Here is a 23777-nt window from a genome sequence, read left to right as displayed (position 1 = left end):
GCCCGATCAGGAGACGTCCTTATAATCGGGGGGAGATTGTATCGAAGAAATGCGGGCAGTTGGTCGAGTTTAATGACTTTTATTAGGCATCCGGTCAGATGCTCAACATCGCCTGGGCACGTGCGCGAGGTTGTTGCTCGATGACCCGGGCGCTGGCGGGCAGCGGCTGGTGCAACCAGTTGAGGCGGATTTCTTCGATTTCCACCCAGCCGTCGCCCATTGGCTTGAGGCTGCACTGTTTGAAGGCCTGGCAGTGGCCGTTGCGATCCAGCAGGGCGAAGCTGCGGTGCAGCGGACGTGGAGCGAACAACGAGATCAGATAACGCATGGCAAGTACCTTGTTGGGGACTGGTTTGAAGCTTGCCAGGCAGCCGTGACGCCAAGGTGTAAGGGCGGTGAATAATCTGTGACAGGAACCGCATTCTCTCGGCTGGGTCAGACATTTGAGTATTCACTGTCGAGTGCTGGTTACCCGCAGTGGCCCACCGCTATACTGCCGGCCTGTTTGTGCCTGATTCTGGAGAAAAGAGCATGTTGCAACGCCTGTTGTTCGGTTTGATCACTGTGACCAGTTTGACCCTGGTTGGCTGCGCCCACAGCCCGCAACAACTGAGCCCGGAACCGAAGCTGACCACGCAGTTGGCCCCGGTCGGCCATGGCCAGCAAGTGGTGGTGCGCGTGGTTGACGGTCGTCCGTCGCCAACCCTCGGCACCCGTGGCGGCCTGTACCCGGAAACCAGCGCCATCACCGTACAGCGCGAGCAGATCCTGCCGAAGTTGCAGGCCCAGGCTGAAGCCGCCGTGCGGCTGCTCGGCTTCACCCCGACCAGCAACGCGATGAATGCGCCGCAGCTGACCGTGACCCTGACCGAGCTCAAGTACCAGTCGCCGAAAGAAGGCATGTACGTGACCGAGGCCACCATCGGCGCGACCTTCCGTTCCGACGTGCAGAGCGGCAACCGTCGTTACAGCGGCCGCTACGGTGCTTCGCTGGACCAGCGGTTCGGCATGGCGCCGAACCAGGAAACCAACACCAAGCTGGTCAGCGACGTGTTGAGCGACGCCTTGACTCGCCTGTTCAAGGACCCGACCGTGGGTCAGATCCTCGCCGAGTAAGCTGTTCGGCTGATGTGAAAAAGCCCGGTGCCAGTGATGGCGCCGGGCTTTTTCATGCCTGCGGCAGCTCCTACAGAGGACGATGTGGGTCAGGCGGCCTGGGAGTAGAAGTCGAGAACGCTCACACCGGTCAGCAGGTCAGTCTCCGGCAAATCCGCATGCTGATGCCCGCCGAGGGCGCAATACACCAGCCAGTGGCGATCCTGAACATTGAAGGCGAGGCTGCCGACGAGGCTTTGTTGTTCGTCGGTCGGGGTGATGAGGTACAGGCGATCCTGGTTTTCGGCGTGCAGCATGTCGCGTTCCATGTGTGTTTCGAGGCGCGCATGGTGGCCGATGTAAATGACGATGCCGTGACACAGGACAGCCATCGGTCGATTGTCAGGTTATTTGTCGCAAAGGGTAGGGTGGTGGCGGAGTGTTTCGGTAGAATCCGCGCCGCAGTCGTCGATCGGGCGCCTGCCACACTGATTCAGATCCGAGGTCTGTGATGTCGCTGCACTTGATGACGCTGTTTACCGCCCATCCCGCCAAATTGATCAATCTGCTGGCGCTGGCACTGGCCTTCCCCGGCAGTTGGCTGCTGCATGCGACTCGCCGTCGTGAACAACGCGCCATGGCCAGCATCGCCGCTCAGCGCCAGGCCCAACCCAACGCCGAACCGATTCTGGATTGGGCGACGTTGCGCATGAACCGCTTTTTCTACCGCTTCGGTTTTGCCTGCCTCGGCCTGGCCCTGATCGTCTCCTGGATCAGCACCCGCTTCTGAAAGCAAAAGATCGCAGCCTTCGGCAGCTCCTACAGGAGATTGGTGTAGGAGCTGCCGCAGGCTGCGATCTTTTGATCTTGCTTTTGTTTTACAACGGTAACCCGGCCTTCACCCGGTACTGATTGCGCACCGGCGTCGCATATTGCAGCACCAGATACGGACGATGCTCTACAGGGCAGGCGTCCAGACGGCTCTGCCATTCTTCCTGCGCCTTGGCCAGTTCGTCGGCGGGGAACAGCTCGGCAGCCTTCGGCACGTTCAGTTGCGGATCGGCATCGGCCCACTGCGCGTATGCCAGGTAATGCACCGGGAACAGGCGATAACCGCCGAGAATCTGCTTGTCCATCTCGACCGCCAATTGCTTGGTGTCTTCGAACAGCTCGGTGATTGGCGCGGCGAAGTTCACGTGCACCCGGCCCTTGTAGCCCGTAATGCCCCTGGCGATGCTCACGTCATCCTCGCCCGGTGCCTTGGCGTAGGTGCCGGTGGTGGCGCGGATATACAGCTCGCGGGCCTTGGCCTGGTCGCACGGGTCGTATTCGTAACTGATCGACACCGGGGTCAGGTTCAGCGACTGGATCACTTCGCCGAACGGCTCGTCCTTGCGGCTCATGTGGAACATCTTGAGGATCGCCGACTCGGTACGGTCGTCGCCGTCCTTGGCCCGGCCTTCGGCCTGCGCGATCCAGATCGAGGCGCAATCGTTGCGGATCGAGTGGTTGATGTACGCTGACAGCAATTGATACGCCGCCATCTTCTCGCGGCGCCCGGTGATCGAACGGTGCACGATGAAGCTCTTGTTCAGGCGCATCAGATCGCTGACAAAAGGCTTTTGCAGCAGGTTGTCGCCGATTGCGATGCGCGGCGTCGGCAGGCCGGCGTGGTACACCGCATAGTTGACGAAAGCCGGGTCCATCACGATGTCGCGGTGGTTGGCGATAAACAGATAAGCGCTGCCGGACTTGAATTGCTCGACACCCGTGTAGGTCACGCCGTCGGTGGCGCGCTCGATGGTGTGGTCGACGTAGGACTCGATCTTGTCCTGCAACGTCGCCACCGAGGTCACGCTGGCAAACTCACGACGCAGCCGATGGGCTATAAGTGGTTTGAGCATCCAGCCGAAGGCACCGGCAAAACGCGGGAAGCGGAAGTGGGTGAGGATATCTAGAAACGCCTTGTCGCCGAGCAGTCTTGCCAGTACCACAGGTACTTCGCTGTCGTCGTAAGGTCGGATGGCATCGAATTCGCCCATCATGCTCTCTTGTTGGAAACGGCTAGGGTAAGTAAAGGTTTTGATCGAAAACCAACGGGGCACGGTCTGAAAAAGTAGCCAGACAAAAATAGCCCTGCAAATAGACCGGCGATTATACGCACAAGTCACCTGGGAGACCGCGATGCTGGAAAGCGCACTGTATGAATGTCCGTATTGTGGTGAAGAGGTAGAGACGACAGTGGACTTGTCCGGCGGCGATCAGACCTACATCGAGGACTGTCAGGTGTGTTGTCGACCGATTACGTTTGTCCTGCAGGTGCATGGCGCGGACTGGTTTCTGGAAGTGTTCAGTGAAAACGAGTGAGGGGCGCCCATGCAGCGAATCTACGAGCCGGAAAACCTGATGGAAGGCGAGATGCTCAAGGGCATGCTCGCCAGCGAAGGCATCGAGGCGCACCTGGTGGGCCGGGATCTGCTCGGCGGCACGGGGGAGTTGCCGATTTTTGGTCTGCTGGGGTTGTCGGTCGAAAACGATCAGGCCGAATACGCCCGCGAGCTGATCACCGCGTACAATGCCGCGCTGCCGCTGCCCGGCGATGAACCGGAGAGCTTCCCCGGGACGCTGGTCTGTTAGGCTGACGTTCGTTTTATTGCTGAGTCGTGTTGCCCCATGTGTGGACGTTATGCCCTGTTTCGCTGGAGCCGCGACTTCGCGGCCCTGCCCGGATTTCCCGCCGATCAGCAGGCGCAGTGGAATATTTCTCCCAATGATTCGGTGTTGATGCTGCGTGCCGAGGCCGACGGCCAACGCACGCTGGCCCGCGCCCGTTGGGGGCTGACGCCGCCGTGGCTGACCGATCTGTCGAAAACTCCGGCGCATGCCCGGGCGGAAACGGTCGCCGAGCAACCGATGTTCCGTGAAGCGCTGCGCCTGCGTCGTTGCCTGCTGCCGGCCAACGGTTTCTACGAATGGCGCGGCAATCTGCGCAAGCGCCCGTACTGGCTGACGCCGGGGGAGGGTTCATCGCTGTTTTTCGCGGCGATCTGGGAGGCGTATCCGGTGCAGGAGCAGGTGTGGCTGAGCACCGCCGTCATCACGCAGCCGGCGGCCAGTCAGCGCCGACCGTTGATTCTCGATGAGGCGGGGCAGGCGGCCTGGCTCGATCCCGCGACGCCGCTGCATGTGCTGCAGGGGTTGCTCGCCAGTGAGCCGGCGGCATTGCGCGAGCGGGTGCTGGCGAATCTGGTGAATGATCCGAAGCTCAATGGGCCGGAGTGTCTGACCCCGGGTTGATGTGAAAGCGAAAAGATCGCAGCCTGCGGCAGCTCCTGCATCGATTCTGTAGGAGCTGCCGCAGGCTGCGATCTTTTGATCTTGCTGTTAAACCTTGAACTGATTGATCAACCGCCGCTGCTGCTCCGCCAGTTTGGTCAGGCCGGCACTCGCCGAACTCGACTCATCCGCACCGCCCGCCACTTCATTGGCCACCTGACCGATATTGATCACGTTGCGGTTGATGTCATCCGCCACGGCGCTTTGCTCTTCAGCGGCACTGGCGATCTGCGTGTTCATGTCATTGATCACCGACACCGCCTGAGTAATCGTCTCCAGCGCCTCGGCGGCTTTCGCCGCGTGCTGCACGCTTTCGTCGGTGCGGTTCTGGCTGTCCTCCATGACCCGCACTACGTCGCGGGTGCCCTGTTGCAGTTGCTGGATCATGCTCTGGATTTCTTCGGTGGCCTTCTGGGTCTTCTGCGCCAGATTGCGCACCTCGTCCGCCACCACGGCAAAGCCGCGCCCTTGTTCGCCGGCACGCGCCGCTTCGATCGCGGCGTTCAGCGCTAGCAGGTTGGTCTGCTCGGCGATCCCGCGAATGGCAGTCAGAATCGCGTTGATGTTTTCACTGTCCTTGGCCAACGTCTGCACCACGCCCACGGCTTTGCCGATTTCCAGCGCCAGCGCACCAATCGAATTCGAGGTATCACGGACGATCTGCATGCCCTGGCCAGCGGCCTGATCCGCATGGCTGGCGGCTTGCGCTGCCTGGGTGGCGTTGCGCGCCACGTCTTGCGCAGTGGCGGTCATTTCCTGCACGGCAGTGGCGACCTGATCGATCTCGGCCATTTGTTTCTGAATGCCGATGTTGGTGCGAATGGCGATGTCGGCTGTGTGTTCGGAGGAATCGCTGACGCTCTGCACCGACGTCACCACCTGCGTGATCATCGCCTGCAACTTGGCGAGGAAGGTGTTGAAGCCTTTGGCAATCGAGCCGAGTTCATCGCTGCGATCACTGCTCAAGCGGCGGGTCAGATCACCTTCACCTTTGGCAATGTCATCGAGCATGGCGACCATCTGCTTCAGGGGGCGGGCGATGCCGTGGCCCACCAGCCAGATCACCAGCAGGCCGATGCCGGCGATGATCAGACCGACCATGGCCATACCGAAGGTGTCGGATTTGCGCTGGGCATCGAGGTCGGCCTGAAGTTTCTGCAGATCGGCCATTACCGCGTTCAGCGGCAGTTGCAGCATCAGGGTCCAGCGCGCGTCGGTCTGGCCGATGCCGAATGGCAGGTACAACTCGATGCGGCCCTTGTCCTTGTTGACGGAGTAGGTGACTTCGCCGCGTTTGAGATTGGCCATGTTGGCAATCTGTTCGGCGTCGAGAATGTCGCTGACCTTTTCACCGAATTTGCTCGGGTCCTGGGTGTAGGCCACGATCCGCCCGTTACCGCCGATCAGGGCCATTTGCCCGGCGCCGCTGTACAGCTTCTGGTTGGCGGCGAGGAGCATGTCCTGAATGAAGTTCACCGACAGGTCGGCGCCGACGATGCCTTGAAAAGTGCCGTTGAGCATGATCGGTTCAATGAACGAGGCGAGCATGACGACTTTGTCGCCGACTTTGTAAGGCGCCGGATCGATCACGCAGGGCTTTTTGGTTTCCTTGGAACAGAGGTAATACTCACTGGCGCGCACCCCGGTGGACAGGGTTTTCTGATCGTCGACATCGGCCAGTTTGTCCACGCCCAGACTGCCGTCGGTATTGCGGAACCACCACGGCAGGAAGCGTCCGTTGGCAGGGTCGATACCGATCACGGCGCTGCCAACATAGGCCGCGTCATTGTGATCCAGTGCGTTCTTTTCCCAGCCGATGTAGGTGCCGAGAATTTTCGGGTTCTGCTCGACGTTTTCCTTGATCAGGCTGATCAATTGCTCGCGGCTGATGCTCAGTCGCGGCTGGCCGTCGGCGCCCGGTGTGCCGAGTAGCGTGTTGACCCGCACCAGTCCGCCGGCAATCAGCAGCGGCGCTTCGAGTTCGCGCTGGATCTGGCTGACCTGGGTCTGCGCCAACGAGGTCAGGCGTTGTTCGATGACTTGTTCGAACTGCGCCTGAGTGCGCTGTTGCACCATGTCTTGAGTGCGGGCACCGGAAAACAGCGCGTACAGCACCAGCGCGGCAACCACGCTGAGGACGATGGCGCCGGCCAGGGCGGCGACGGAAAACTGGATCGACTTGAATTTCATGGGAGCTCCGCACGCAAGAAGACGTCTGCGCTGTTGTATCGGCAGCAGGCATGGCGCCATGAGCGTTGAACGGAACATAGGGCGGGCGATGTCGCAAATGGATCGGTGCACGACGCAGCGGCAGCAGGCTTGCCGGTTGCTGTGAATTTTTTACGACAACAGCGGTGGGAAATTTCCGAAAGACGCTGCAACACGTCTGTTGTATCTGGCGCCGATACAATTCACCCCCTACGATACGCGGCAGGTTTTCAGGGAGCTTTTGAATGAACAAGACATTGGTTGTAAGTGCACTGAGCGCAGCGCTGTTGCTGGCCGGTTGTCAGTCGGTCAACACCACCAGCGGCGGAGCCGTGGGCGTGGAGCGCAAGCAGTACATGTTCAGCATGCTGTCCTCGCAAGAGGTCGACCAGATGTATGCCCAGTCCTATCAGAAGACCGTCGGCGAGGCGTCGAGCAAAGGCGTGCTGGACAAGACCAGCCCGGAGGCCAAGCGGGTTCAGGCAATTGCCAACCGGCTGATCGCCCAGGCGCCGAATTTCCGCCCGGATGCCGCGCAGTGGCAATGGGAAGTCAACCTGATCAAGAGCGATGAGCTCAACGCCAACTGCGGCCCTGGCGGCAAAATCATTTTCTATACCGGGCTGATCGACAGCCTGAAGCTGACCGACGATGAAATCGCCGCAGTCATGGGCCACGAAATCGCTCACGCCCTGCGCGAGCACGGTCGTGAAGCGATGTCCAAGGCTTATGGCATTGAAATGGCCAAGCAGGGTGCCGGTGCGCTGTTCGGTCTGGGCCAGGACAGCCTGGCGCTGGCCGACACCGTGGCCAACTACGGCATGACCTTGCCCAACAGCCGCGCCAATGAAAACGAAGCCGATCTGATTGGCCTCGAACTGGCCGCCCGCGCCGGCTACAACCCGAATGCGGCGATCACCTTGTGGAACAAGATGAGCAAGGCCTCGGAAGGCGCACCGCCGGAATTCATGAGCACTCACCCGGCCTCGTCCAGCCGAATCGCTTCGTTGCAGGCGGCAATTCCGAAGGTGATGCCGTTGTACGAAAAAGCCCCGAAGTCCTGAGATAGACCGGGCCATTGTGGCGAGGGAGCTTGCTCCCGCTCGGCTGCGAAACAGTCGTAAATGCAGCAAATGCGGTGAAACTGTTGAACCGCAATTGCAGAGGTTGGGCCGCTCCGCAGCCCAGCGGGAGCAAGCTCCCTCGCCACAGTTCAGTGTTACTTCAGGCTGGAATTAAACCCAGCCACTGCTCTGCATTGCCTTGTACACCGCGACGATTGCCAGAATGAAGAACGCCGAAGCCGCCAGGCGACGGATCAACGTCAGTGGCAATTTCTCCGCAGCAAAGTTACCCGCCAATACCACCGGCACGTTGGCAATCAGCATGCCTGCCGTGGTGCCGATAATCACCAGCCACAGCTCAGGGTATTGCGCCGCCAGCATCACGGTGGCGATCTGGGTCTTGTCACCGATTTCCGCCAGGAAGAACGCGATCAGCGTGGTCAGGAAGGGCCCGAACTTGCGCGCGGTGCCGGCTTCATCGTCATCCATCTTGTCCGGGACCAGCGTCCACAGGGCAGTGGCGGCGAAGCTCGCGGCAAGAATCCAGTGCAACACCGCGTCGGAGAAGAAGCTGCCGAACCAGGCGCCTACCGCACCGGCTGCTGCGTGGTTGGCCAAGGTCGCGGCGACGATGCCGGCAATGATCGGCCAGGGTTTGCGAAAGCGAGCGGCGAGAATCAGCGCGAGCAGTTGCGTCTTGTCGCCGATTTCGGCCAAGGCAACGATTGCGGTGGGAACGAGTAACGAGTCCAGCATCAGGATTTCCTAAGGGGCGGGTCGACACGGCTATGACACGTACAGCCTTCCCGCCCCGGGTAAGGTGTGCGTGTCATAGGTCTTGTCAAACCCTGCGATCCGTCTGGTGCGGACGCTTGGGTCGCATACGCCATGATCTGAGGATCAAGTATGTTGACGTATGCCGGACGAGCGTGGCGCTCGTGGGAGACTACTCCCCTAGGACGGAGCGGATTCTGCCTAGGCAGAATCCATTCGGCAAGTGCTAATTTTCAGCCGCGCTTGGCCCGGTAAATCCGGAAACCATTGCCTTCGGCCTTGATCGCGCACACGCCCAGATGCTCTTCGATCAATGGCTGATACTTCAGGAAGCTGTTCGCAACCAAGCGCAGTTCGCCGCCGTTTTTCAGATGTTTGGCTGCTTTTCGCAGCAAGTTCTCGGTAGCGAAATAATCCGTATGCACCCCGACATGGAACGGCGGGTTGCTCAGAATCGCGTTCAAACCCATGGGTGCAGCATCGATGCCGTCACCGGTCAGCACTTCGGCTTCCAGACCGTTGGCCGCCAAAGTAAGACGACTGCTGGCGGCGGCGAAGGCATCGACGTCGAGCAGGGTCACCTGATTGTGCGGATAACGCCGTTTGACCGCCGCGCCCAAAACCCCGGCGCCACAACCGAAATCCAGCAGATGACCGCTCGGCAGTTTGTCCAGGTGCTCCAGCAGCAGCGCGCTGCCACGATCCAGTCGGCCATGACTGAACACGCCCGGCAGGCTGATGACTTTAAGCGGGCCTTCGGCCAGCGGCAGCTCGTAAGTCTGCGCCAGGCTTTCCAGCGATTTGGCTTCCGGCGCATTGACCACGGTCACTTGCCACAGTTGGCAATGGCGCGCGCTGTCGAGTTTGCGCGGCTTGCCGAACGGGTTGAGCTGCTTGGATGCACCCTCGATTCCGCTGCGTTTTTCCCCGACCAGAAACACTTCGCGCCCGGGCAGACGTGCGGCCACCGCGTTGAGGATGTAGTCGGTCAGGTCCTTGGACTTGGGCAAAAACACCACGGCGCTGTCGAACTCGCGCTCCGGCACGTTTACGCCGAAATGGCTGCGACCTTCGAAACGTGCATCGAGTGCGGCCTGATCGCCGGCGTGCCAGCACCAGCCGAACGCATTCGGCAAACGCCCGAGCAAATCGTCGGCGGGCAACCCGGCCAGCAACAGCGAACCCTGGAATAACTCGGCCTGACGAAGCAGTACTTCACTGCGCGGATCCATAACTGCTCCTTGGAAAAAAAGTGCCGCAGTTTATCAACTGACGACCCGCAGCGCTGTACCGCTGAAGAACGCCTGGGCGTTTTCGGTCAATTGGCCAACGATACGCTGCCGTGCTTCGCGACTGCCCCAGGCGTTGTGCGGAGTGACGATCAGCCGTGGAATATCGCCCGCCAGCAGCGGATTGCCGTTGACCGGCGGTTCGACACTGAGCACATCGGTCGCTGCACCGCCGAGGTGACCGTTGCGCAGGGCATCGGCCAAGGCTTGCTCGTCGATCAAACCACCGCGAGCGGTGTTGACCACAAAGGCGCCGGGTTTCATCGCCGCCAGCTCGCGGGCGCCGATGAAGTGTCGGGTGTGTTCATTAAGCGGGCAGTGCAGGGTCAGGGCGTCGATCTGCGGCAGCAGTTCGTTCAGAGGCAGACGATCCGGGCGTGCCGGGCGGCCGGGAATCTGCCCGAGCAACACACGCATGCCAAACGCTTCGGCCAGCCTTGCGACCGCGCCGCCGAGTTCGCCATGACCGAGCAGGCCAAGGGTTTTGCCCTCCAGTTCGACAATCGGGTAGTCCAACAGGCAGAACTGTCTGGCTTGCTGCCAGCGACCATCGCCGACGGCTTTTTGATAATCGGCCAGGCGGGTGGCGAGGTTGAGCAGCAACATGATCGTGTGCTGCGCCACCGACGGCGTGCCGTAACCCTGACAGTTGCACACGGTAATGCCGTGGACGCGAGCCGCGTCCAGATCAACGTTGTTGGTGCCGGTGGCGGTAATCAGGATCAGTTGCAGATCCGGATTGGCGGCCATCGCGGCGGCGTCGATGCGGATCTTGTTGGTGATCGCCACGCGGGCACCGTGCAGGCGTTCGGCGACTTGTTCCGGTGCGGTCTGGGCGAACAGTTGCAGGTCGCTGAAGCAGGCGCGCAATGGGCTGAGGTCGAGATCGCCGAGATCCAGTGACGGGTGATCGAGGAATACGGCGCGGCGCGGGTTCGTCATCAACTGTACCTTTTGTGCTTGGAACGGAAGGCGTAATCTGCCGAGCCTACCAGATGAAACAATTGGTTACTCAAAGCCAGAGGTACTCACAAGTCCTGTGGGAGCGAGCTTGCTCGCGAAGAGGGCGGATCAAGCGAATTGCTGTTGTCTGACACACCGCTTTCGCGAGCAAGCTCGCTCCCACAGGGAAAACATCTGCGCCATGAGTCCGATTTGACTGATTACTTCCAGAGGAGCCCCCATGTACTGGACCGAGTTCTTGACCGTTGCCCTGATCCACCTGCTGGCCGTGGCCAGCCCCGGCCCGGACTTTGCCGTGGTGGTGCGCGAGAGCGTGACCCATGGTCGTCGCGCCGGCACCTGGACCGCGCTGGGTGTGGGCACGGCGATTTTCCTGCATGTGGGTTATTCGCTGCTGGGCATCGGCCTGATCGTGTCGCAGTCGATCGTGCTGTTCAACGCCTTGAAATGGGCCGCCGCCGCTTACCTGCTGTACATCGGCTTCAAAGCCTTGCGCGCGCAGCCGGCGAAAACCGTTACCGATGACCTGCACAAGGAAGCTGGCGTGCGTACCGCGCGCGGCGCCTTCACTTCAGGCTTCGTCACCAATGGCCTGAACCCGAAAGCCACGCTGTTTTTCCTGTCGCTGTTTACCGTGGTGATCAACCCGCACACGCCACTGGCGGTGCAGGCCGGGTACGGGGTTTACCTGGCGGTGGCGACTGCGACCTGGTTCTGTCTGGTGGCGATGCTGTTCAGTCAGCAACGTGTACGTGCCGGTTTTGCCCGCATGGGCCATTGGTTCGACCGCACCATGGGCGCGGTACTGATCGCTCTCGGCGTGAAAATCGCGTTTACCGAGATGCATTGATCTCAGAACCGCGACTTAAAACTGTGCGAGCCTGCTCGCGAATGCGTTGGATCAGTCGACATTACTGGTGGCTGAAAGACCGCTTTCGCGAGCAGGCTCGCTCCCACAGGGCCTTACACAAGCTCGCTGAGTTTGCTCAGATTATTCAAATACTCCCGGGGATTTTCCCCGAGCAACCGGCGAAACATCGCGCTGAACGCCCGCGCGCTGCCGTACCCCAGGTCCCGCGCCACGCGCTGCACGCTGTCCCCGGCGAGCAGGCGCGGCAGCGCTTCCATCAGGCGCAGTTGCTGGCGCCAGGCGTTGAAACTCATCTTCAGTTGTCGCTGGAACAGCCGCGCCAGAGTGCGTGAGCTGGCGCCGACCTGCTGCGCCCAGTCTTCCAGGGTGTTGGGGTGATCCGGGGTGTGCAGCAACGCCAGACAGATGTTCTGCAGGCGTCGGTCGGTGGGCATTGGAATGTGCAGCGGCAGGTTTTCCAGGCTGGCGAGCTCTTCCAGCATCAACTGCTGGATCAGCGGATTGTCCGCGTGCGGCGGGCCTTGTACGGCGCGCAGGATCAGCTCGCGCAGTAACGGCGTCACCGCCAGCACGCAGCACTGTTGCAGGCTGGCCGGTGACAGCTCGGGGGCAATGAACAGCGAGCGCATCTGCACATCGCCGGACATGAATATCTCGTGCGCGACTTGCGGTGGAATCCATACCGCGCGGCTTGGCGGAATCACCCAGGCACCGAGGGCGGTGACCACCCGCATGATCCCTCTGACGGCATACAGCAACTGCGCCTCGCGGTGCAGGTGCAGCGGCTGGTGCGCGCCGTCCAGATAATCCCGGGGATAGGCACTCACCGGGCCGTGTTCGAAGTGGCTGATTAACATGTCGGATTCGATGACCTGGTTGGCAGGTATGCGCTTTTTCGCCAACTTAGCATAACGCCGCTGACAACCCTCCACCCATAACAAACACAAGCGTGCTGCCATGAATCAATCTCGAAACGTGATCCGCTACGTCAATGCTGCCCATGTGATCGATCACATGTTCATGCTGATTTTCCCCGCCGCCGTGCTCGGCATGACCCAGGCCTTTGGTCTCGACTACGCCGCGCTGATCGGTCTGTCCCTGGGTGGGTTCATTGCCTTTGGCGCCTGCTCGTTACCCGCCGGCTGGCTGGGCGATCACTGGAGTCGGCGGCAGATGATGCTGGTGTTTTTCTTCGGCATCGGCGCCTCGGCGATCTTCACCGGGCTGAGCACCAGCCCGACGATGCTGGTGATCGGGTTGACCCTGATCGGAATTTTCGCCGCGATCTACCACCCGGTGGGCACCGCGATGCTGGTGGCCTACGCGCAGAATCGCGGGCGGGAGATCGGCATCAATGGCATGTGGGGCAACCTCGGCGTGGCGTTCTCGGCGCTGGTCACCGGGTTGCTGGTGGCGCAGTTCGGCTGGCGTTCGGCCTTTGTGTTACCGGGCGTGGTGGCGATCATGCTGGGAATCGGCTTTGCCGTGCAGGTGCGCGAAGAGCCGATCCCGCAGCGTCCACACACCGCACTGAAGGGCGCTGCCGGGCAGCGGATTTCGATGCTCATGGTGTTTGGTGTGCTGGCACTGGCGACGGCCACCGGCGGTGTGGTGTTCAACGCCACCACCATGACTTACCCGAAGCTGTTTGAGGAACGTCTGCATGACTTGTTCGCCTCGCCGCAAACCCTCGGCGTGGTGGTCAGCCTGGCGTATGCCTTCGGTGCGGTGGCGCAGTTGAGCATCGGTCAAGTGCTGCACCGGATCAGTCTGAAATGGCCGTTTCTCGTGCTGACGCTGTTTCAGGCGCCGTTGCTGTACGGCATGGCCCATGTCGATGGCTGGGCGGTGATCGTGCTCGGTGCGGCGTTCATGTTCGTGGTGTTCGGTCAGGTCACGGTGAACGACTCGATGGTCGCCAATTTTGTCGCGCCTCAGTGGCAGTCACGGGTCTTCGCCCTGCGTTACTGCCTGTCGTTCGGCGCCAGTGCGACAGCGATTCCGCTGATTGCCTATGTCGAGCCGCGTCATGGTTTCGTAGGGCTTTACTTGATTCTGGCGGGTTTCGGCGCATTGACCTTCCTTGCTGCGCTGGTTTTCCCACGGACGCCTTCCGAAGCTGCTGTAGGGCAAACGGCCTGATCGGCGCTGAAATACCGGCAAATGCTGGCGCAAAGCTAGCATTTGTACGGCTGTGCAAATCATTCCTTCGGCTGATTTGGCTGGGGTATAACGGCTCTAGAGTAATGCTCTCTACGCCAACACCGTGCAGCCAGAAAAGGGATTCATATGTTGCAGACTCGCGTCATTCCCCCGGCCGATGGGGCCTACCAGTATCCATTGCTGATCAAGCGGTTGCTGATGTCCGGCGCCCGTTACGAGAAAACCCGCGAGATCATCTACCGAGACCAGTTGCGCTACAGCTATCCGACCCTGATCGAGCGGGTTGCGCGGCTGGCCAATGTGTTGACGGCGGCCGGGGTGAAGGCGGGTGACACCGTGGCGGTGATGGACTGGGACAGCCATCGCTACCTGGAATGCATGTTCGCCATTCCGATGATCGGCGCGGTGATTCACACCATCAACGTACGGCTGTCGCCGGAGCAGATCCTCTACACCATGAACCACGCCGAGGACCGCTTTGTGCTGGTCAACAGCGAGTTCGTCGGACTGTATCAGGCCATCGCGCCGCACCTGACCACCGTCGACAAAACCCTGCTGCTGACCGACCTGCCGGACAAAACCGCCGAGCTGCCGAACCTGGTCGGCGAGTACGAGCAACTGCTGGCCGCCGCCAGTGCGCACTACGACTTTCAGGATTTCGACGAGAACTCCGTCGCCACCACGTTCTACACCACCGGCACCACCGGCAATCCGAAGGGCGTGTATTTCACCCATCGGCAACTGGTGCTGCACACCATGGGCGTGTCGACGATCATGGGCGCGATCGACAGCGTGCGCCTGCTCGGCACCAACGACGTGTACATGCCGATCACGCCGATGTTCCATGTGCATGCCTGGGGCCTGCCGTACGTGGCGACGATGCTCGGGCTCAAGCAGGTTTATCCGGGACGTTACGACCCGGAGTTCCTGGTCGAGCTGTGGCGCAAGGAGAAGGTCACGTTCTCCCACTGTGTGCCGACCATCCTGCAAATGCTGCTCAACGCCAAAGGCGCGCAGGGCACCGATTTCGGCGGCTGGAAAATCGTCATCGGCGGCAGTGCGCTCAATCGCACGCTGTATGAAACCGCCAAGGCCCGGGGCATTCAGTTGACGGCGGCGTACGGCATGTCGGAGACCGGGCCGCTGGTCTCGTGTGCGCACCTCAACGATGAATTGATGGCCGGCACTGAAGATGAGCGCACCACTTACCGGATCAAGGCCGGTGTGCCGGGGCCGTTGGTGGAAGCGGCGATCGTCGACGCCGAGGGCAACTTCCTCCCCGCCGACGGCGAAACCCAGGGCGAACTGGTGCTGCGTGCGCCGTGGCTCACCGAAGGCTATTTCAACGAACCGCAGAAGGGCGCCGAACTGTGGGCCGGTGGGTGGCTGCACACCGGCGATGTGGCAACGCTCGACAGCATGGGCGTGATCGACATCCGCGACCGCATCAAGGATGTGATCAAGACTGGCGGCGAGTGGATCTCTTCGCTGGACCTCGAAGACCTGATCAGCCGTCATGTGGCGGTACGTGAAGTAGCAGTGGTGGGCATCGCCGATCCGCAATGGGGCGAGCGGCCTTTTGCGCTGCTGGTGATCCGCGAAGGGCACGAGATCGGTGCGCGCGAGCTCAAGGAACACCTCAAGCCGTTCGTGGAACTGGGGCACTTGAGCAAGTGGGCGATCCCGAGCCAGATCGCCCTTGTTACGGAAATTCCCAAGACCAGCGTCGGCAAGCTCGACAAGAAGCGCATCCGCCTCGACATCACCGAATGGCAGGCCAACAACAGCACCTTCCTCTCGACACTTTGAGTGTCTGCTGGCGCGCCGAAAACGGCGCGCCAGACCCACCAAGCAAGCGCTTGGCTTGTTAAATCGAAAAAATCAGCCATCCTTGCCGAGCCGACATCTGTCGGACTGGCGAAAGGACTGTTCCAGAGTGGTCGGCAGCTGCAAATCACACTTTAGAGGGATCAAGCGATACCCGCCTGCTGGCTATAGTCCGCTCAAGGATTTTTAAGAACGGGGCACACGCACGACACGGGGCGATGCAACTTTGGAGTGACGTCGGGCGGCTACTGGCTCCCGGTCTTCCAGGCGTTTTTAAAAGTACTCAATGCCATAACAATAATGCACATGGAGTAGCGTCGATGACATCAGTAAACCAGTTCTGGCGCCGGGCTAAACTGCCTCTGGCCGTCAGTCTTGCCTCTACGCTCGCCGGGCCCGCATTCGGCGTCAGTTTCAACGTCGGTGAAATCGAAGGTCAGTTCGACTCTTCGCTCTCCCTGGGCATGAGTATCTCGACTCAGCAGCCGAACAAGGACCTTATTGGTGTCAACAACGGCGGCAAGGGCCTGTCCCAGACCTCCGACAACGGCCACCTGAACTTCAAGAGCGGGCAAGCCTTCTCGAAGATCTTCAAGGGCATCCATGATCTGGAACTGAAATACGGCGACACCGGGGTCTTCGTCCGGGGCAAATACTGGTACGACTTCGCGCTGCAGAATCAGGACCTGGAATACAAGGACGTCAGCAACCACAACCGCGACGTCGCGGCGCGCTCTTCCGGCGGGCAGATCCTCGACGCCTTCGTTTACCACAACTACTCGATTGCCGATGAGCCAGGTTCGGTGCGCCTGGGCAAGCAGGTGGTGAACTGGGGCGAAAGTACCTTCATCGGCGGTGGCATCAACTCGATCAACCCGATCGACGTGTCCGCGTTCCGTCGTCCGGGTGCCGAGATCAAGGAAGGTCTGATCCCGGTCAACATGTTCTACGTGTCGCAGAGCCTCACCGAAAACCTTTCTGCCGAAGGTTTCTATCAGATCGACTGGCAGAAGACCGTCACCGACAACTGCGGCACGTTCTTCTCGCAGCCGGACATCGTCACCACCGGTTGCGACGACAACCTGCGGGTATTGAACAAGCGCTCGACCATCCCGGGAATTGCCCTCGGGCCGTTGGCCAACGCCGGTGTCGACGTCAACGAAGAAGGCGTGCTGGTACGCCGTGCGCCTAACCGCAATGCGCGTGACAGCGGACAGTGGGGCGTTTCCGCCAAGTACATGTTCGACCCGCTGGCCACCGAATTCGGTGCCTATTTCATGAACTATCACAGCCGCGCGCCGATCTTCAGCGCCACCGGCGCGCCACAGTCGATCTATAACGGCGTCAAGGCATTGCCAGGGCCGTTCCAGGCATTGGGCCCGCTGGTCGTGGCAGGCAACTCGGAATACTTCATCGAATACCCTGAAGACATTCGCCTCTACGGTCTGAGCTTCTCCACCACCCTGCCTACCGGTACGGCGTGGAGCGGTGAGGTCAGCTACCGGCCGAACGCACCGGTGCAATTGAACTCCACCGACATTCTGTTCGCCGGTGTGCGTCCGCTGGGTGGCGCGTTGACCAATGCGTCGGTCCTTAACGGCGTGCCGGGCCAGGATCTGCACGGTTACAACCGCAAAGAGATCACCCAACTGCAAACCACCCTGACGCACTTCTTCGATCAGGTGATGGGCGCCAACCGTCTGACCCTGGTGGGTGAAGTCGGCGTGACCCACGTCGGTGGTCTGGAAAGCAAGTCCGAAGCCCGTTACGGCCGCGACCCGGTGTTCGGCCCGGGTGAGTTGCCTGCCACTGGCGGTCTGAACACCTGCTCGCAGATCCTCAACACCTCGACCATCAACGGTGCCGGTCCGGGGGCGTCGCGCGATAACGTGTCCAGCAACTGCAACAACGACGGTTTCACCACCTCGACCTCGTGGGGCTATCGCGCTCGTGCGATCTGGGATTACAGCGACGTGTTCGCCGGTGTGAACCTCAAGCCGAACGTGGCCTGGTCGCATGACGTGAAAGGCTACTCGCCAGGCCCTGGCGGCAACTTCGAGGAAGGTCGCAAGGCGATCAGTCTTGGTCTGGATGCCGAATACCAGAACACCTACACGGCGAGCCTGGCCTACACCAACTTCTTTGGCGGCGACTACACGACCGTGGACGATCGTGACTTCGTTGCCCTCAGTGTTGGCGTGAACTTCTAAGCACAGTTTTTTCAGGACGAACACACATATGAAAATAACAAAGAGTCTGTTCCAAGCCGGTGTTCTGGGGCTGTCGCTGCTGGCGACCAGCGTCATGGCGGCCGTTCCCGCCGCCGAAGCCGACAAACTTGGCAAGAGCCTGACGCCGATGGGCGCTGAAATGGCCGGTAACGCCGACGGTTCGATCCCGGCCTGGAAACCGCTGCCGAAAAATGCCGGTACCGTCGACAGCAAGGGTTTCCTGTCCGACCCGTTCGGCAGTGAAAAACCGCTGTTCACCATCACCGCGCAGAACGTCGAGCAGTACAAGGCCAAGCTTGCTCCGGGCCAGTACGCGATGTTCAAGCGCTACCCGGATACCTTCAAGATGCCGGTGTACCCGTCCCATCGCGGTTCGACCGTGCCGGATGACGTGTTTGCCGCGATCAGGAAGAACGCCACCACCACCAATCTGGTTGCCGGCGGTAACGGTCTGGAAAACTTCGACACCGCCGTGCCGTTCCCGATTCCGAAAAGCGGTCTGGAGGTGATCTGGAACCACATCACCCGCTATCGCGGTGGCAGCGTGACCCGTCTGGTCACCCAGGCCACGCCGCAAACCAACGGCTCGTTCAGCCTGGTGTATTTCCAGGACCAGTTCGTGTTCCGCGACAAGATGAAGGATTACGATCCGGCCAACCCGGGCAACATCCTGTTCTACTTCAAGCAGAAAGTGACCGCGCCGGCACGTCTGGCCGGTACCGTGCTGCTGGTGCACGAAACCCTCGACCAGGTGAAGGAACCGCGCAAGGCGTGGGTCTACGCCACTGGCCAGCGCCGTGTGCGTCAGGCACCGCAAGTGTCCTATGACGGGCCGGGTACTGCCGCGGATGGCCTGCGCACTTCCGACAACCTCGACATGTACAACGGTGCGCCGGATCGCTACGACTGGGCGCTGGAAGGCAAGAAAGAGATGTACATCGCCTCCAACAGTTACAAGATCGACTCGCCGACCCTCAAGTACGCCGACATCATCAAGGCCGGTCACATCAATCAGGATCTGACCCGTTACGAGCTGCGTCGGGTCTGGCACGTGGTGGCGACCCTGAAACCGGGGCAGCGCCATATCTACGCCAAACGTGACTTCTACATCGACGAAGACACCTGGCAGGCAGCGGTCATCGACCATTACGACGGTCGCGGTCAGCTGTGGCGTGTGGCCGAGGCGCATGCCGAGGATTACTACGACAAGCAAGTGCCGTGGTACGCGCTGGAAGCCCTGTACGACCTGCAATCGGGCCGTTACCTGGCACTGGGCATGAAGAACGAAGAGAAATCAGCGTATGACTTCGGCTTCTCTGCCACCAAGAGCGAATTCCAGCCGGGCAACCTGGGCCAGGACGGTATCCGCTAAGCTTTGACCCGAGGCCGCATCCTCGAAAAAACGCCCCGACTGGTTCGGGGCGTTTTTTTGCGTCGCGCTTTTGTGAACGAGCGTCTGCTGGCTCGTAGTCTTTTTGTAGCCATTTGTAGCAATAACCTTCAAACCCTCTACGTTTACCGCTAGTCTGCGGACATCTGCTACGCCGCCAACCGCCATTCAAACAAGAGCCGGCCATGACTGATCTGTCCCCGCTTCCGGATCCTGCAAGCGCTGCCGTTGCGACGCTGGACGGGCGTTTTTTTCGCCCGCCGTTGCCCGACGGCCATGTGTCGCGACCGCGTCTGTGTGAGCGCCTGAGTGCGGGGCTTGCGGGGCGCCTGTTGCTGGTCTGTGCGCCGGCAGGCTTCGGCAAGAGCTCGCTGGCGGTGGAGTTCTGTCAGAGCCTGCCAGCGCACTGGCGAAGTCTCTGGTTGGGCCTGAGCCCGCGGGATAACGATCCGGGACGTTTTCTCGAGCGCTTGCTGGAAGGACTGCAGGACTACTTTCCGAATCTGGGCAGTCGCGCGCTGGGCCTGTTGAAGATGCGCCAGCGCCATCAGCCGTTTGCCTTCGAAGAATGGCTCGACGGCTTGCTCGATGAGCTGGCGCTGCAACTGCAGCCAACGGCGCCACTGCTGCTGGTGCTCGATGATTACCATCTCGCCCAAGGCCCGGTGCTCGACCGCTGCCTGCAGTTTTTCCTCAATCACTTGCCCGATGGCTTGCTGGTCATGGTCACCAGTCGGCAGCGTCCGGACTGGCATCTGGCGCGCCTGCGCCTGTCGCGACAACTGCTGGAACTGCACGAGCAGGATCTGCGTCTGACCCATGACGAAGCACTGACCCTGCTTGATCGACACAGCAGTTCATTGCGCGGTGAAGCCCTGGAAAATCTGATCCAGCGCAGCGAAGGCTGGGTGGCCGGGCTGCGTTTCTGGTTGCTGGCGGCATCTGAAGCCGGCAGCGAGGCCGCCTTACCGCAAGCGCTGAACGGCGGGGAGGGGCTGATTCGCGACTATCTGCTGGAGGAAGTCATCGATTGCCTGCCCGCCGAGGTACAGGCATTTCTCTACGACACCGCGCCTCAGGAACGCTTCTGCAGCGAGCTGTGCGACGCGGTGCGTGAAGCCCACGACAGCGCCGAAATCCTGCGGTTTCTGCTGGCGCATCAGGTGTTCCTGGTACCACTGGACGAGCACGGTCACTGGTATCGCTATCACCATTTGTTTTCCGATCTGCTGCGCAGCCGGCCCGTGACCCAGACGCTGGTGCCGGCGGCGACCCTGCATCTGCGCGCCTGCCGCTGGTTCAATGCTCAAGGGCTGCTCGACGAAGCGGTGGAGCAAGCCTTGCGCGCCGGCCACCTGGATGTGGCGGCGAATCTGGTGCAGAACCTGTCCGAGGAACAACTGCTGGCCGAGCAGAACGTGGGCATGCTGCTGCGCTGGAAGATGGACTTGCCCGACAGCCTGCTGATCAGCACGCCACGCTTGATCGTGCTGTACAGCTGGGCGCTGGGGCTGGCCTGTCAGTTGGATGCCGCTGAAGAGCTGGCCAGTCATTTGAGTCGCTTCCTGCCGGCGCCTTCGGCCTCTGCGCAGAAGTCGATGCTTGCACAATGGCTGGCGCTCAGCGGGATCATCGCCCGGGGCCGTGGCCAGCGTGAACTGACTCACCGCTATTGCAGCGAAGCGCTGGAAAGTCTGCCGGTAAAACGTTACGGGCAACGTCTGATGTGCCTGTCGACCTTGTCCAATCTGGCGATCGCCGACGGCGACCTGTGGCGCGCCCGGGGCCTGAACCGCGAATCCCTCGAGCTGGCGCAGCGGGTTGGCAATCCGTTGTTCGAAGCCTTGGCGCATTACGACCGGGCACGGGTACTGCAGTCGCGCGGGGAAATATTGCGCGCGCTGGATGAGGTGCATCAGGGCCTGGAACGGTTGCGGGGACTGTCCCCGCAACGTCTGTATGCGGTACGTGCGCGGCTGACGCTGTACGAAGGTTTTCTGTTGTCCATGCGCTTGCAACCCCAGCAGGCCCGGGCGCGGTTGCTGAGCGGTGTGGCGGAAGCGCGGGCCTGTCGCGATATCAGTGTGTTGATCGGACATTGCGTGATCGCCCGTCTGGACGGCAGCTCAGGTGAGTTTGCCAAGGCCTTTGCCGAACTCGCCGAAGCCGAGCGCCTGATGCACATCTGGGACGTCCCGCCGATCTACTATCTGGCAATGATCACCCTGGTCAAATGCGAACTGTGGCTGGCGCAGGGCCGAACCGATCTGGCCGAGGCCTGGCTGGCGCGTCTTGGTCAGACCTACACCGGCGAGCGTGCAGCGGCGCCGCCGGAGTTTCATCCACAGTTGCCATTGCATGTGGAGCTGCAACAGGCGTTGCTCGACATGACGCGATGCCAGCCAATGCTTGCTGAAGCGCGGCTGGACGTGCTGCACGAAAACGGCCAGCAAACCGGCCGGCAGTTACTCAGTGTGATGGCGTTGACGCAGAAGATTGCATTGCTGCTGGCGGGCGGGCGCGAGCCGGAAGCACGCAAGACATTGAGTCAGGCGCTGGAGCTCGCGGCTGGTGGCGTGTTGCAGCCATTCGATGGATTGGCCAAGGAGCACTCGGACTGGTTGCGTGCACAACTTGTGGCTTCGACCGGACTGGCAGGCCGGCAGTTGCTTGAGCTTTTGCCCCCGCCGGCTGCCCGGCAGATGCTGGAGTCCACCGTCACCGAACAGCTCAGCAGTCGCGAACTGGCGGTACTGCGCTTGATCGCTCAGGGGTGTTCGAACCAGGAAATCAGCGAACAGTTGTTCATTTCGCTGCACACCGTCAAAACTCACGCCAGCCACATCAACAGCAAACTGGGGGTTGAGCGGCGGACTCAGGCAGTGGCGCGCGCCAAAGAGCTGGGCTTGCTGGCCTAGCGGAAAAAAACACCCCGCCTTGGCGGGGTGTTTTCATTTTTCAGCTTTGTTTCAGACAGCAATGGGATCAGACGATGACGTCGTTCGCACTGAGCGAGCTGACACCCACCACTTGCACTTCGAAGTGACCCCCAGCGTCTGCGCTCAGGTTGCCCGACAGGACGTTATCTGCAAACCGCAGTTGCCCCAGTCCGGTAAATTCATTGGAGCCAATGAACGTCAAGTGTTGGTAGCCGAGGGTTATCGGGTCAATGTCGAATTTGGAGAAATCGATCTTGTCTCCTTCCAGTGCGTTGAAATCGGCAATGACATTTTGCGAAGAGCCTTTGCCGAATTCAATTCCGAGATTGATCATATTAGTGATGGCAAAGGTGTCAGCCCCGCTGCCACCCGTCAATGTGCTGTGTCCCCATCCACCGTATAGTGTGTCGTTACCGTCCCCACCGAACAGTTTATCGGTTCCGCCATTGCCGCCGAGTACGTTGTTGCCGGCGTTACCCGTCAGAATGTTGTCGAGGTTGTTGCCCCACATTGTCAGGTCTGCGCTGCCGAGCAGGGTGCCGTCCTCGACGTTATCCGAAAGGTTGTAGTCGACCGAAGTACGGATCAGGTCGTGGCCGCCATTCTGGAACTCGAAGACGAGGTCATTGACGTTATCCACAATAAAGATATCGTCGCCGCCCTCGCCAATCATGCGATCAGCGCCGAGGCCGCCCGCCAGGATGTTGTTGCCCTCGTTGCCGTGCAAGACGTTATCCAGGGCGTTGCCGGTCATGTTCAGGTCGGCATTGCCAATCATCTGGCCGTCTTCGACGTTGTCCGCCAGTGTGTAGTCAATACTGGTGTTGACGGTGTCGATACCTTCGTTGGCGAGTTCAATCACCACATCGTTGATGTTGTCCACGGTGTAGGCGTCGTGGCCATCGCCGCCGATCATAGTGTCCGCACCGAGTCCGCCGTCGATGTAGTTGGTTGCGGAGTTGCCCCTGATCACGTTGTTCAAGGCATTGCCAGTCAGTGTCGAGGAATCATTGCCGAGCATCGTCAAGTCTTCGACGTTGGCCGAAAGGGTGTAGCTGATACTGGTTCTGATCAGATCATGGCCTTCGCCCACCTGCTCGGTCACCACATCCTGATAGTTGTCCACGATGTAGATGTCATTACCGGCGCCACCGATCATGGTGTCGATGCCGGCACCACCATCGAGGATGTTGTTGCCGGTGTTGCCGACCAGAACGTTGTTCTTTTCGCTGCCCGTGCCATTGAGATTATCGACACCTGCAAGGGTAAGGTTCTCAATGGAGGCATCGAGGGTGTAGTCGATGGACGAGATCACCAGATCGACGTCGTTTGGCATGGCGCCCATGTCGAAGACGAAGTCGAAGATATCGTCGACATAGTATGTGTCGGAGCCGGCCCCCCCTCTCATCAAGTCGCTACCCAGGCCGCCGTCGAGGATGTCGTTGCCAGCGCCTCCTTCGAGGGAGTTATTGCCGCTGTTGCCTATGAGAATGTTGTCCAGGCTGTTGCCGATACCTTTGAGATCGTCGGTGCCGGTCAGCACCAGGTTTTCCAGATTGGCACCCAGTGTCCAGTTGATCGACGAACGAACGGTATCGATCTCGTCGGCCAGGGTGCTGGTTTCGCT

Annotated in this window: 20 protein-coding genes, 2 pseudogenes and 1 riboswitch; of the genes and pseudogenes, 12 read left to right on the top strand and 10 right to left on the bottom strand. The window is 60.6% G+C overall.

The features are described 5' to 3' along the window. Positions 1 to 94 precede the first annotated feature (94 nt). Positions 95 to 328, bottom strand: a complete 234-nt coding sequence (locus tag OC71_RS19290; RefSeq protein WP_041072422.1) for a hypothetical protein — start codon at positions 326 to 328, stop codon at positions 95 to 97. A 203-nt stretch (positions 329 to 531) separates the two neighbouring features. Here OC71_RS19290 and OC71_RS19285 point away from each other — a divergent pair, with 203 nt between their 5' ends. Beyond that, positions 532 to 1116 carry a YajG family lipoprotein gene (locus OC71_RS19285; protein ID WP_025109324.1) on the top strand — a complete coding sequence of 195 codons (585 nt, stop codon included), beginning with the start codon at positions 532 to 534 and terminating at the stop codon, positions 1114 to 1116. Positions 1117 to 1205: 89 nt separating this feature from the next. On the opposite strand, the gene OC71_RS19280 is transcribed toward OC71_RS19285, so the two are convergent. Next, on the bottom strand, positions 1206 to 1412 hold the full coding sequence (locus tag OC71_RS19280; RefSeq protein WP_027612213.1) for a hypothetical protein: 207 nt from the start codon (positions 1410 to 1412) through the stop codon (positions 1206 to 1208). 194 nt (positions 1413 to 1606) lie between these two features. On the opposite strand from OC71_RS19280, the gene OC71_RS19275 reads away from it, so the two are divergent. Next, positions 1607 to 1885, top strand: a complete 279-nt coding sequence (locus OC71_RS19275) for a hypothetical protein (protein ID WP_007967709.1) — start codon at positions 1607 to 1609, stop codon at positions 1883 to 1885. An 88-nt stretch (positions 1886 to 1973) separates the two neighbouring features. Here the strand turns inward: OC71_RS19275 and OC71_RS19270 are convergent, their stop codons facing one another. Continuing rightward, the gene (locus OC71_RS19270; protein ID WP_177327923.1) at positions 1974 to 3137 is read right to left on the bottom strand and encodes a 1-acyl-sn-glycerol-3-phosphate acyltransferase; all 1164 of its coding nucleotides are present in this window, start codon (positions 3135 to 3137) and stop codon (positions 1974 to 1976) included. Positions 3138 to 3279: 142 nt separating this feature from the next. On the opposite strand from OC71_RS19270, the gene OC71_RS19265 reads away from it, so the two are divergent. From OC71_RS19265 to OC71_RS19255, 3 genes are read left to right on the top strand one after another with little or no spacing between them, the layout of a single operon-like run. Then, positions 3280 to 3462, top strand: a complete 183-nt coding sequence (locus tag OC71_RS19265) for a CPXCG motif-containing cysteine-rich protein (protein ID WP_041072418.1) — start codon at positions 3280 to 3282, stop codon at positions 3460 to 3462. A 9-nt stretch (positions 3463 to 3471) separates the two neighbouring features. Continuing rightward, a complete protein-coding gene (locus tag OC71_RS19260) occupies positions 3472 to 3732 on the top strand; it encodes a putative signal transducing protein (RefSeq protein WP_003228093.1) in 261 nt (86 codons plus the stop codon). 36 nt (positions 3733 to 3768) lie between these two features. Beyond that, the gene (locus OC71_RS19255; RefSeq protein ID WP_041072416.1) at positions 3769 to 4392 is read left to right on the top strand and encodes an SOS response-associated peptidase; all 624 of its coding nucleotides are present in this window, start codon (positions 3769 to 3771) and stop codon (positions 4390 to 4392) included. A gap of 87 nt (positions 4393 to 4479) precedes the next feature. Here the strand turns inward: OC71_RS19255 and OC71_RS28805 are convergent, their stop codons facing one another. Further along, positions 4480 to 5223 (bottom strand): methyl-accepting chemotaxis protein, encoded by a 744-nt coding sequence (locus tag OC71_RS28805; RefSeq protein ID WP_371260437.1) that lies wholly within the window; start codon positions 5221 to 5223, stop codon positions 4480 to 4482. Positions 5224 to 5334: 111 nt separating this feature from the next. Beyond that, positions 5335 to 5532, bottom strand: a pseudogene (locus tag OC71_RS28800) (HAMP domain-containing protein); the annotation flags it as partial. A gap of 1352 nt (positions 5533 to 6884) precedes the next feature. Here OC71_RS28800 and OC71_RS19245 point away from each other — a divergent pair. Further along, complete coding sequence (locus OC71_RS19245) at positions 6885 to 7703, top strand: M48 family metallopeptidase (RefSeq protein WP_025109318.1); 819 nt, start codon at positions 6885 to 6887, stop codon at positions 7701 to 7703. A gap of 171 nt (positions 7704 to 7874) precedes the next feature. Here OC71_RS19245 and OC71_RS19240 read toward each other — a convergent pair whose 3' ends face one another. The 3 genes from OC71_RS19240 to OC71_RS19230 all read right to left on the bottom strand — a co-directional run bounded on the left by OC71_RS19240 (position 7875) and on the right by OC71_RS19230 (position 10708). After that, positions 7875 to 8459, bottom strand: coding sequence for a TMEM165/GDT1 family protein (locus OC71_RS19240; RefSeq protein WP_041072411.1), 585 nt, complete (start codon positions 8457 to 8459; stop codon positions 7875 to 7877). 88 nt (positions 8460 to 8547) lie between these two features. Further along, positions 8548 to 8670: riboswitch (yybP-ykoY riboswitch) on the bottom strand. Positions 8671 to 8710: 40 nt separating this feature from the next. Continuing rightward, entirely contained in the window at positions 8711 to 9709 is a 999-nt protein-coding gene (locus tag OC71_RS19235) for a class I SAM-dependent methyltransferase (RefSeq protein WP_041072409.1), read from the bottom strand. Positions 9710 to 9742: 33 nt separating this feature from the next. After that, positions 9743 to 10708, bottom strand: a complete 966-nt coding sequence (locus tag OC71_RS19230) for a 2-hydroxyacid dehydrogenase (RefSeq protein ID WP_041072407.1) — start codon at positions 10706 to 10708, stop codon at positions 9743 to 9745. Between the two features lie 241 nt (positions 10709 to 10949). On the opposite strand from OC71_RS19230, the gene OC71_RS19225 reads away from it, so the two are divergent. Further along, complete coding sequence (locus OC71_RS19225) at positions 10950 to 11579, top strand: LysE family translocator (protein ID WP_041072405.1); 630 nt, start codon at positions 10950 to 10952, stop codon at positions 11577 to 11579. A 113-nt stretch (positions 11580 to 11692) separates the two neighbouring features. Here OC71_RS19225 and OC71_RS19220 read toward each other — a convergent pair whose 3' ends face one another. Next, on the bottom strand, positions 11693 to 12457 hold the full coding sequence (locus OC71_RS19220; RefSeq protein ID WP_041072403.1) for a helix-turn-helix domain-containing protein: 765 nt from the start codon (positions 12455 to 12457) through the stop codon (positions 11693 to 11695). Between the two features lie 100 nt (positions 12458 to 12557). Here OC71_RS19220 and OC71_RS19215 point away from each other — a divergent pair, with 100 nt between their 5' ends. The 5 genes from OC71_RS19215 (at position 12558) to OC71_RS19195 (ending at position 22129) form a co-directional block, all read left to right on the top strand. Continuing rightward, positions 12558 to 13742, top strand: a complete 1185-nt coding sequence (locus OC71_RS19215; protein WP_041072401.1) for an MFS transporter — start codon at positions 12558 to 12560, stop codon at positions 13740 to 13742. Positions 13743 to 13889: 147 nt separating this feature from the next. Beyond that, entirely contained in the window at positions 13890 to 15572 is a 1683-nt protein-coding gene (locus tag OC71_RS19210) for a fatty acid--CoA ligase (protein ID WP_041072399.1), read from the top strand. A gap of 338 nt (positions 15573 to 15910) precedes the next feature. Next, a complete protein-coding gene (locus tag OC71_RS19205; RefSeq protein WP_041072397.1) occupies positions 15911 to 17800 on the top strand; it encodes a DUF1302 domain-containing protein in 1890 nt (629 codons plus the stop codon). A gap of 28 nt (positions 17801 to 17828) precedes the next feature. Continuing rightward, positions 17829 to 19193: a DUF1329 domain-containing protein gene (locus OC71_RS19200; protein WP_041072394.1), complete on the top strand. Its 1365-nt coding sequence runs from the start codon at positions 17829 to 17831 to the stop codon at positions 19191 to 19193. Between the two features lie 203 nt (positions 19194 to 19396). Next, on the top strand, positions 19397 to 22129 hold the full coding sequence (locus OC71_RS19195) for a LuxR C-terminal-related transcriptional regulator (protein WP_041072393.1): 2733 nt from the start codon (positions 19397 to 19399) through the stop codon (positions 22127 to 22129). 67 nt (positions 22130 to 22196) lie between these two features. Here the strand turns inward: OC71_RS19195 and OC71_RS27970 are convergent. Then, positions 22197 to 23777 (bottom strand): annotated as a pseudogene (locus tag OC71_RS27970) (calcium-binding protein); the annotation flags it as partial.

The sequence above is a fragment of the Pseudomonas sp. W15Feb9B genome (assembly GCF_000828175.1).
Classification (GTDB): domain Bacteria; phylum Pseudomonadota; class Gammaproteobacteria; order Pseudomonadales; family Pseudomonadaceae; genus Aquipseudomonas; species Aquipseudomonas parakoreensis.
The sequence above is the reverse complement of the archived record's forward strand: the minus strand, read 5'-3'. Positions and strand labels throughout refer to the sequence as shown.

Coding starts and splice junctions, on each gene's coding strand:
- OC71_RS19245 (WP_025109318.1), top strand. CDS start 6,885: ATGAACAAGACATTGGTTGTAAGTGCACTGAGCGCAGCGCTGTTGCTG.
- OC71_RS19210 (WP_041072399.1), top strand. CDS start 13,890: ATGTTGCAGACTCGCGTCATTCCCCCGGCCGATGGGGCCTACCAGTAT.
- OC71_RS19205 (WP_041072397.1), top strand. CDS start 15,911: ATGACATCAGTAAACCAGTTCTGGCGCCGGGCTAAACTGCCTCTGGCC.
- OC71_RS19290 (WP_041072422.1), bottom strand. CDS start 328: ATGCGTTATCTGATCTCGTTGTTCGCTCCACGTCCGCTGCACCGCAGC.
- OC71_RS19275 (WP_007967709.1), top strand. CDS start 1,607: ATGTCGCTGCACTTGATGACGCTGTTTACCGCCCATCCCGCCAAATTG.
- OC71_RS19220 (WP_041072403.1), bottom strand. CDS start 12,457: ATGTTAATCAGCCACTTCGAACACGGCCCGGTGAGTGCCTATCCCCGG.
- OC71_RS19285 (WP_025109324.1), top strand. CDS start 532: ATGTTGCAACGCCTGTTGTTCGGTTTGATCACTGTGACCAGTTTGACC.
- OC71_RS19280 (WP_027612213.1), bottom strand. CDS start 1,412: ATGCTGCACGCCGAAAACCAGGATCGCCTGTACCTCATCACCCCGACC.
- OC71_RS19240 (WP_041072411.1), bottom strand. CDS start 8,459: ATGCTGGACTCGTTACTCGTTCCCACCGCAATCGTTGCCTTGGCCGAA.
- OC71_RS19235 (WP_041072409.1), bottom strand. CDS start 9,709: ATGGATCCGCGCAGTGAAGTACTGCTTCGTCAGGCCGAGTTATTCCAG.
- OC71_RS19225 (WP_041072405.1), top strand. CDS start 10,950: ATGTACTGGACCGAGTTCTTGACCGTTGCCCTGATCCACCTGCTGGCC.
- OC71_RS28805 (WP_371260437.1), bottom strand. CDS start 5,223: ATGGCCGAGATCGATCAGGTCGCCACTGCCGTGCAGGAAATGACCGCC.
- OC71_RS19260 (WP_003228093.1), top strand. CDS start 3,472: ATGCAGCGAATCTACGAGCCGGAAAACCTGATGGAAGGCGAGATGCTC.
- OC71_RS19255 (WP_041072416.1), top strand. CDS start 3,769: ATGTGTGGACGTTATGCCCTGTTTCGCTGGAGCCGCGACTTCGCGGCC.
- OC71_RS19200 (WP_041072394.1), top strand. CDS start 17,829: ATGAAAATAACAAAGAGTCTGTTCCAAGCCGGTGTTCTGGGGCTGTCG.
- OC71_RS19195 (WP_041072393.1), top strand. CDS start 19,397: ATGACTGATCTGTCCCCGCTTCCGGATCCTGCAAGCGCTGCCGTTGCG.
- OC71_RS19215 (WP_041072401.1), top strand. CDS start 12,558: ATGAATCAATCTCGAAACGTGATCCGCTACGTCAATGCTGCCCATGTG.
- OC71_RS19270 (WP_177327923.1), bottom strand. CDS start 3,137: ATGGGCGAATTCGATGCCATCCGACCTTACGACGACAGCGAAGTACCT.
- OC71_RS19230 (WP_041072407.1), bottom strand. CDS start 10,708: ATGACGAACCCGCGCCGCGCCGTATTCCTCGATCACCCGTCACTGGAT.
- OC71_RS19265 (WP_041072418.1), top strand. CDS start 3,280: ATGCTGGAAAGCGCACTGTATGAATGTCCGTATTGTGGTGAAGAGGTA.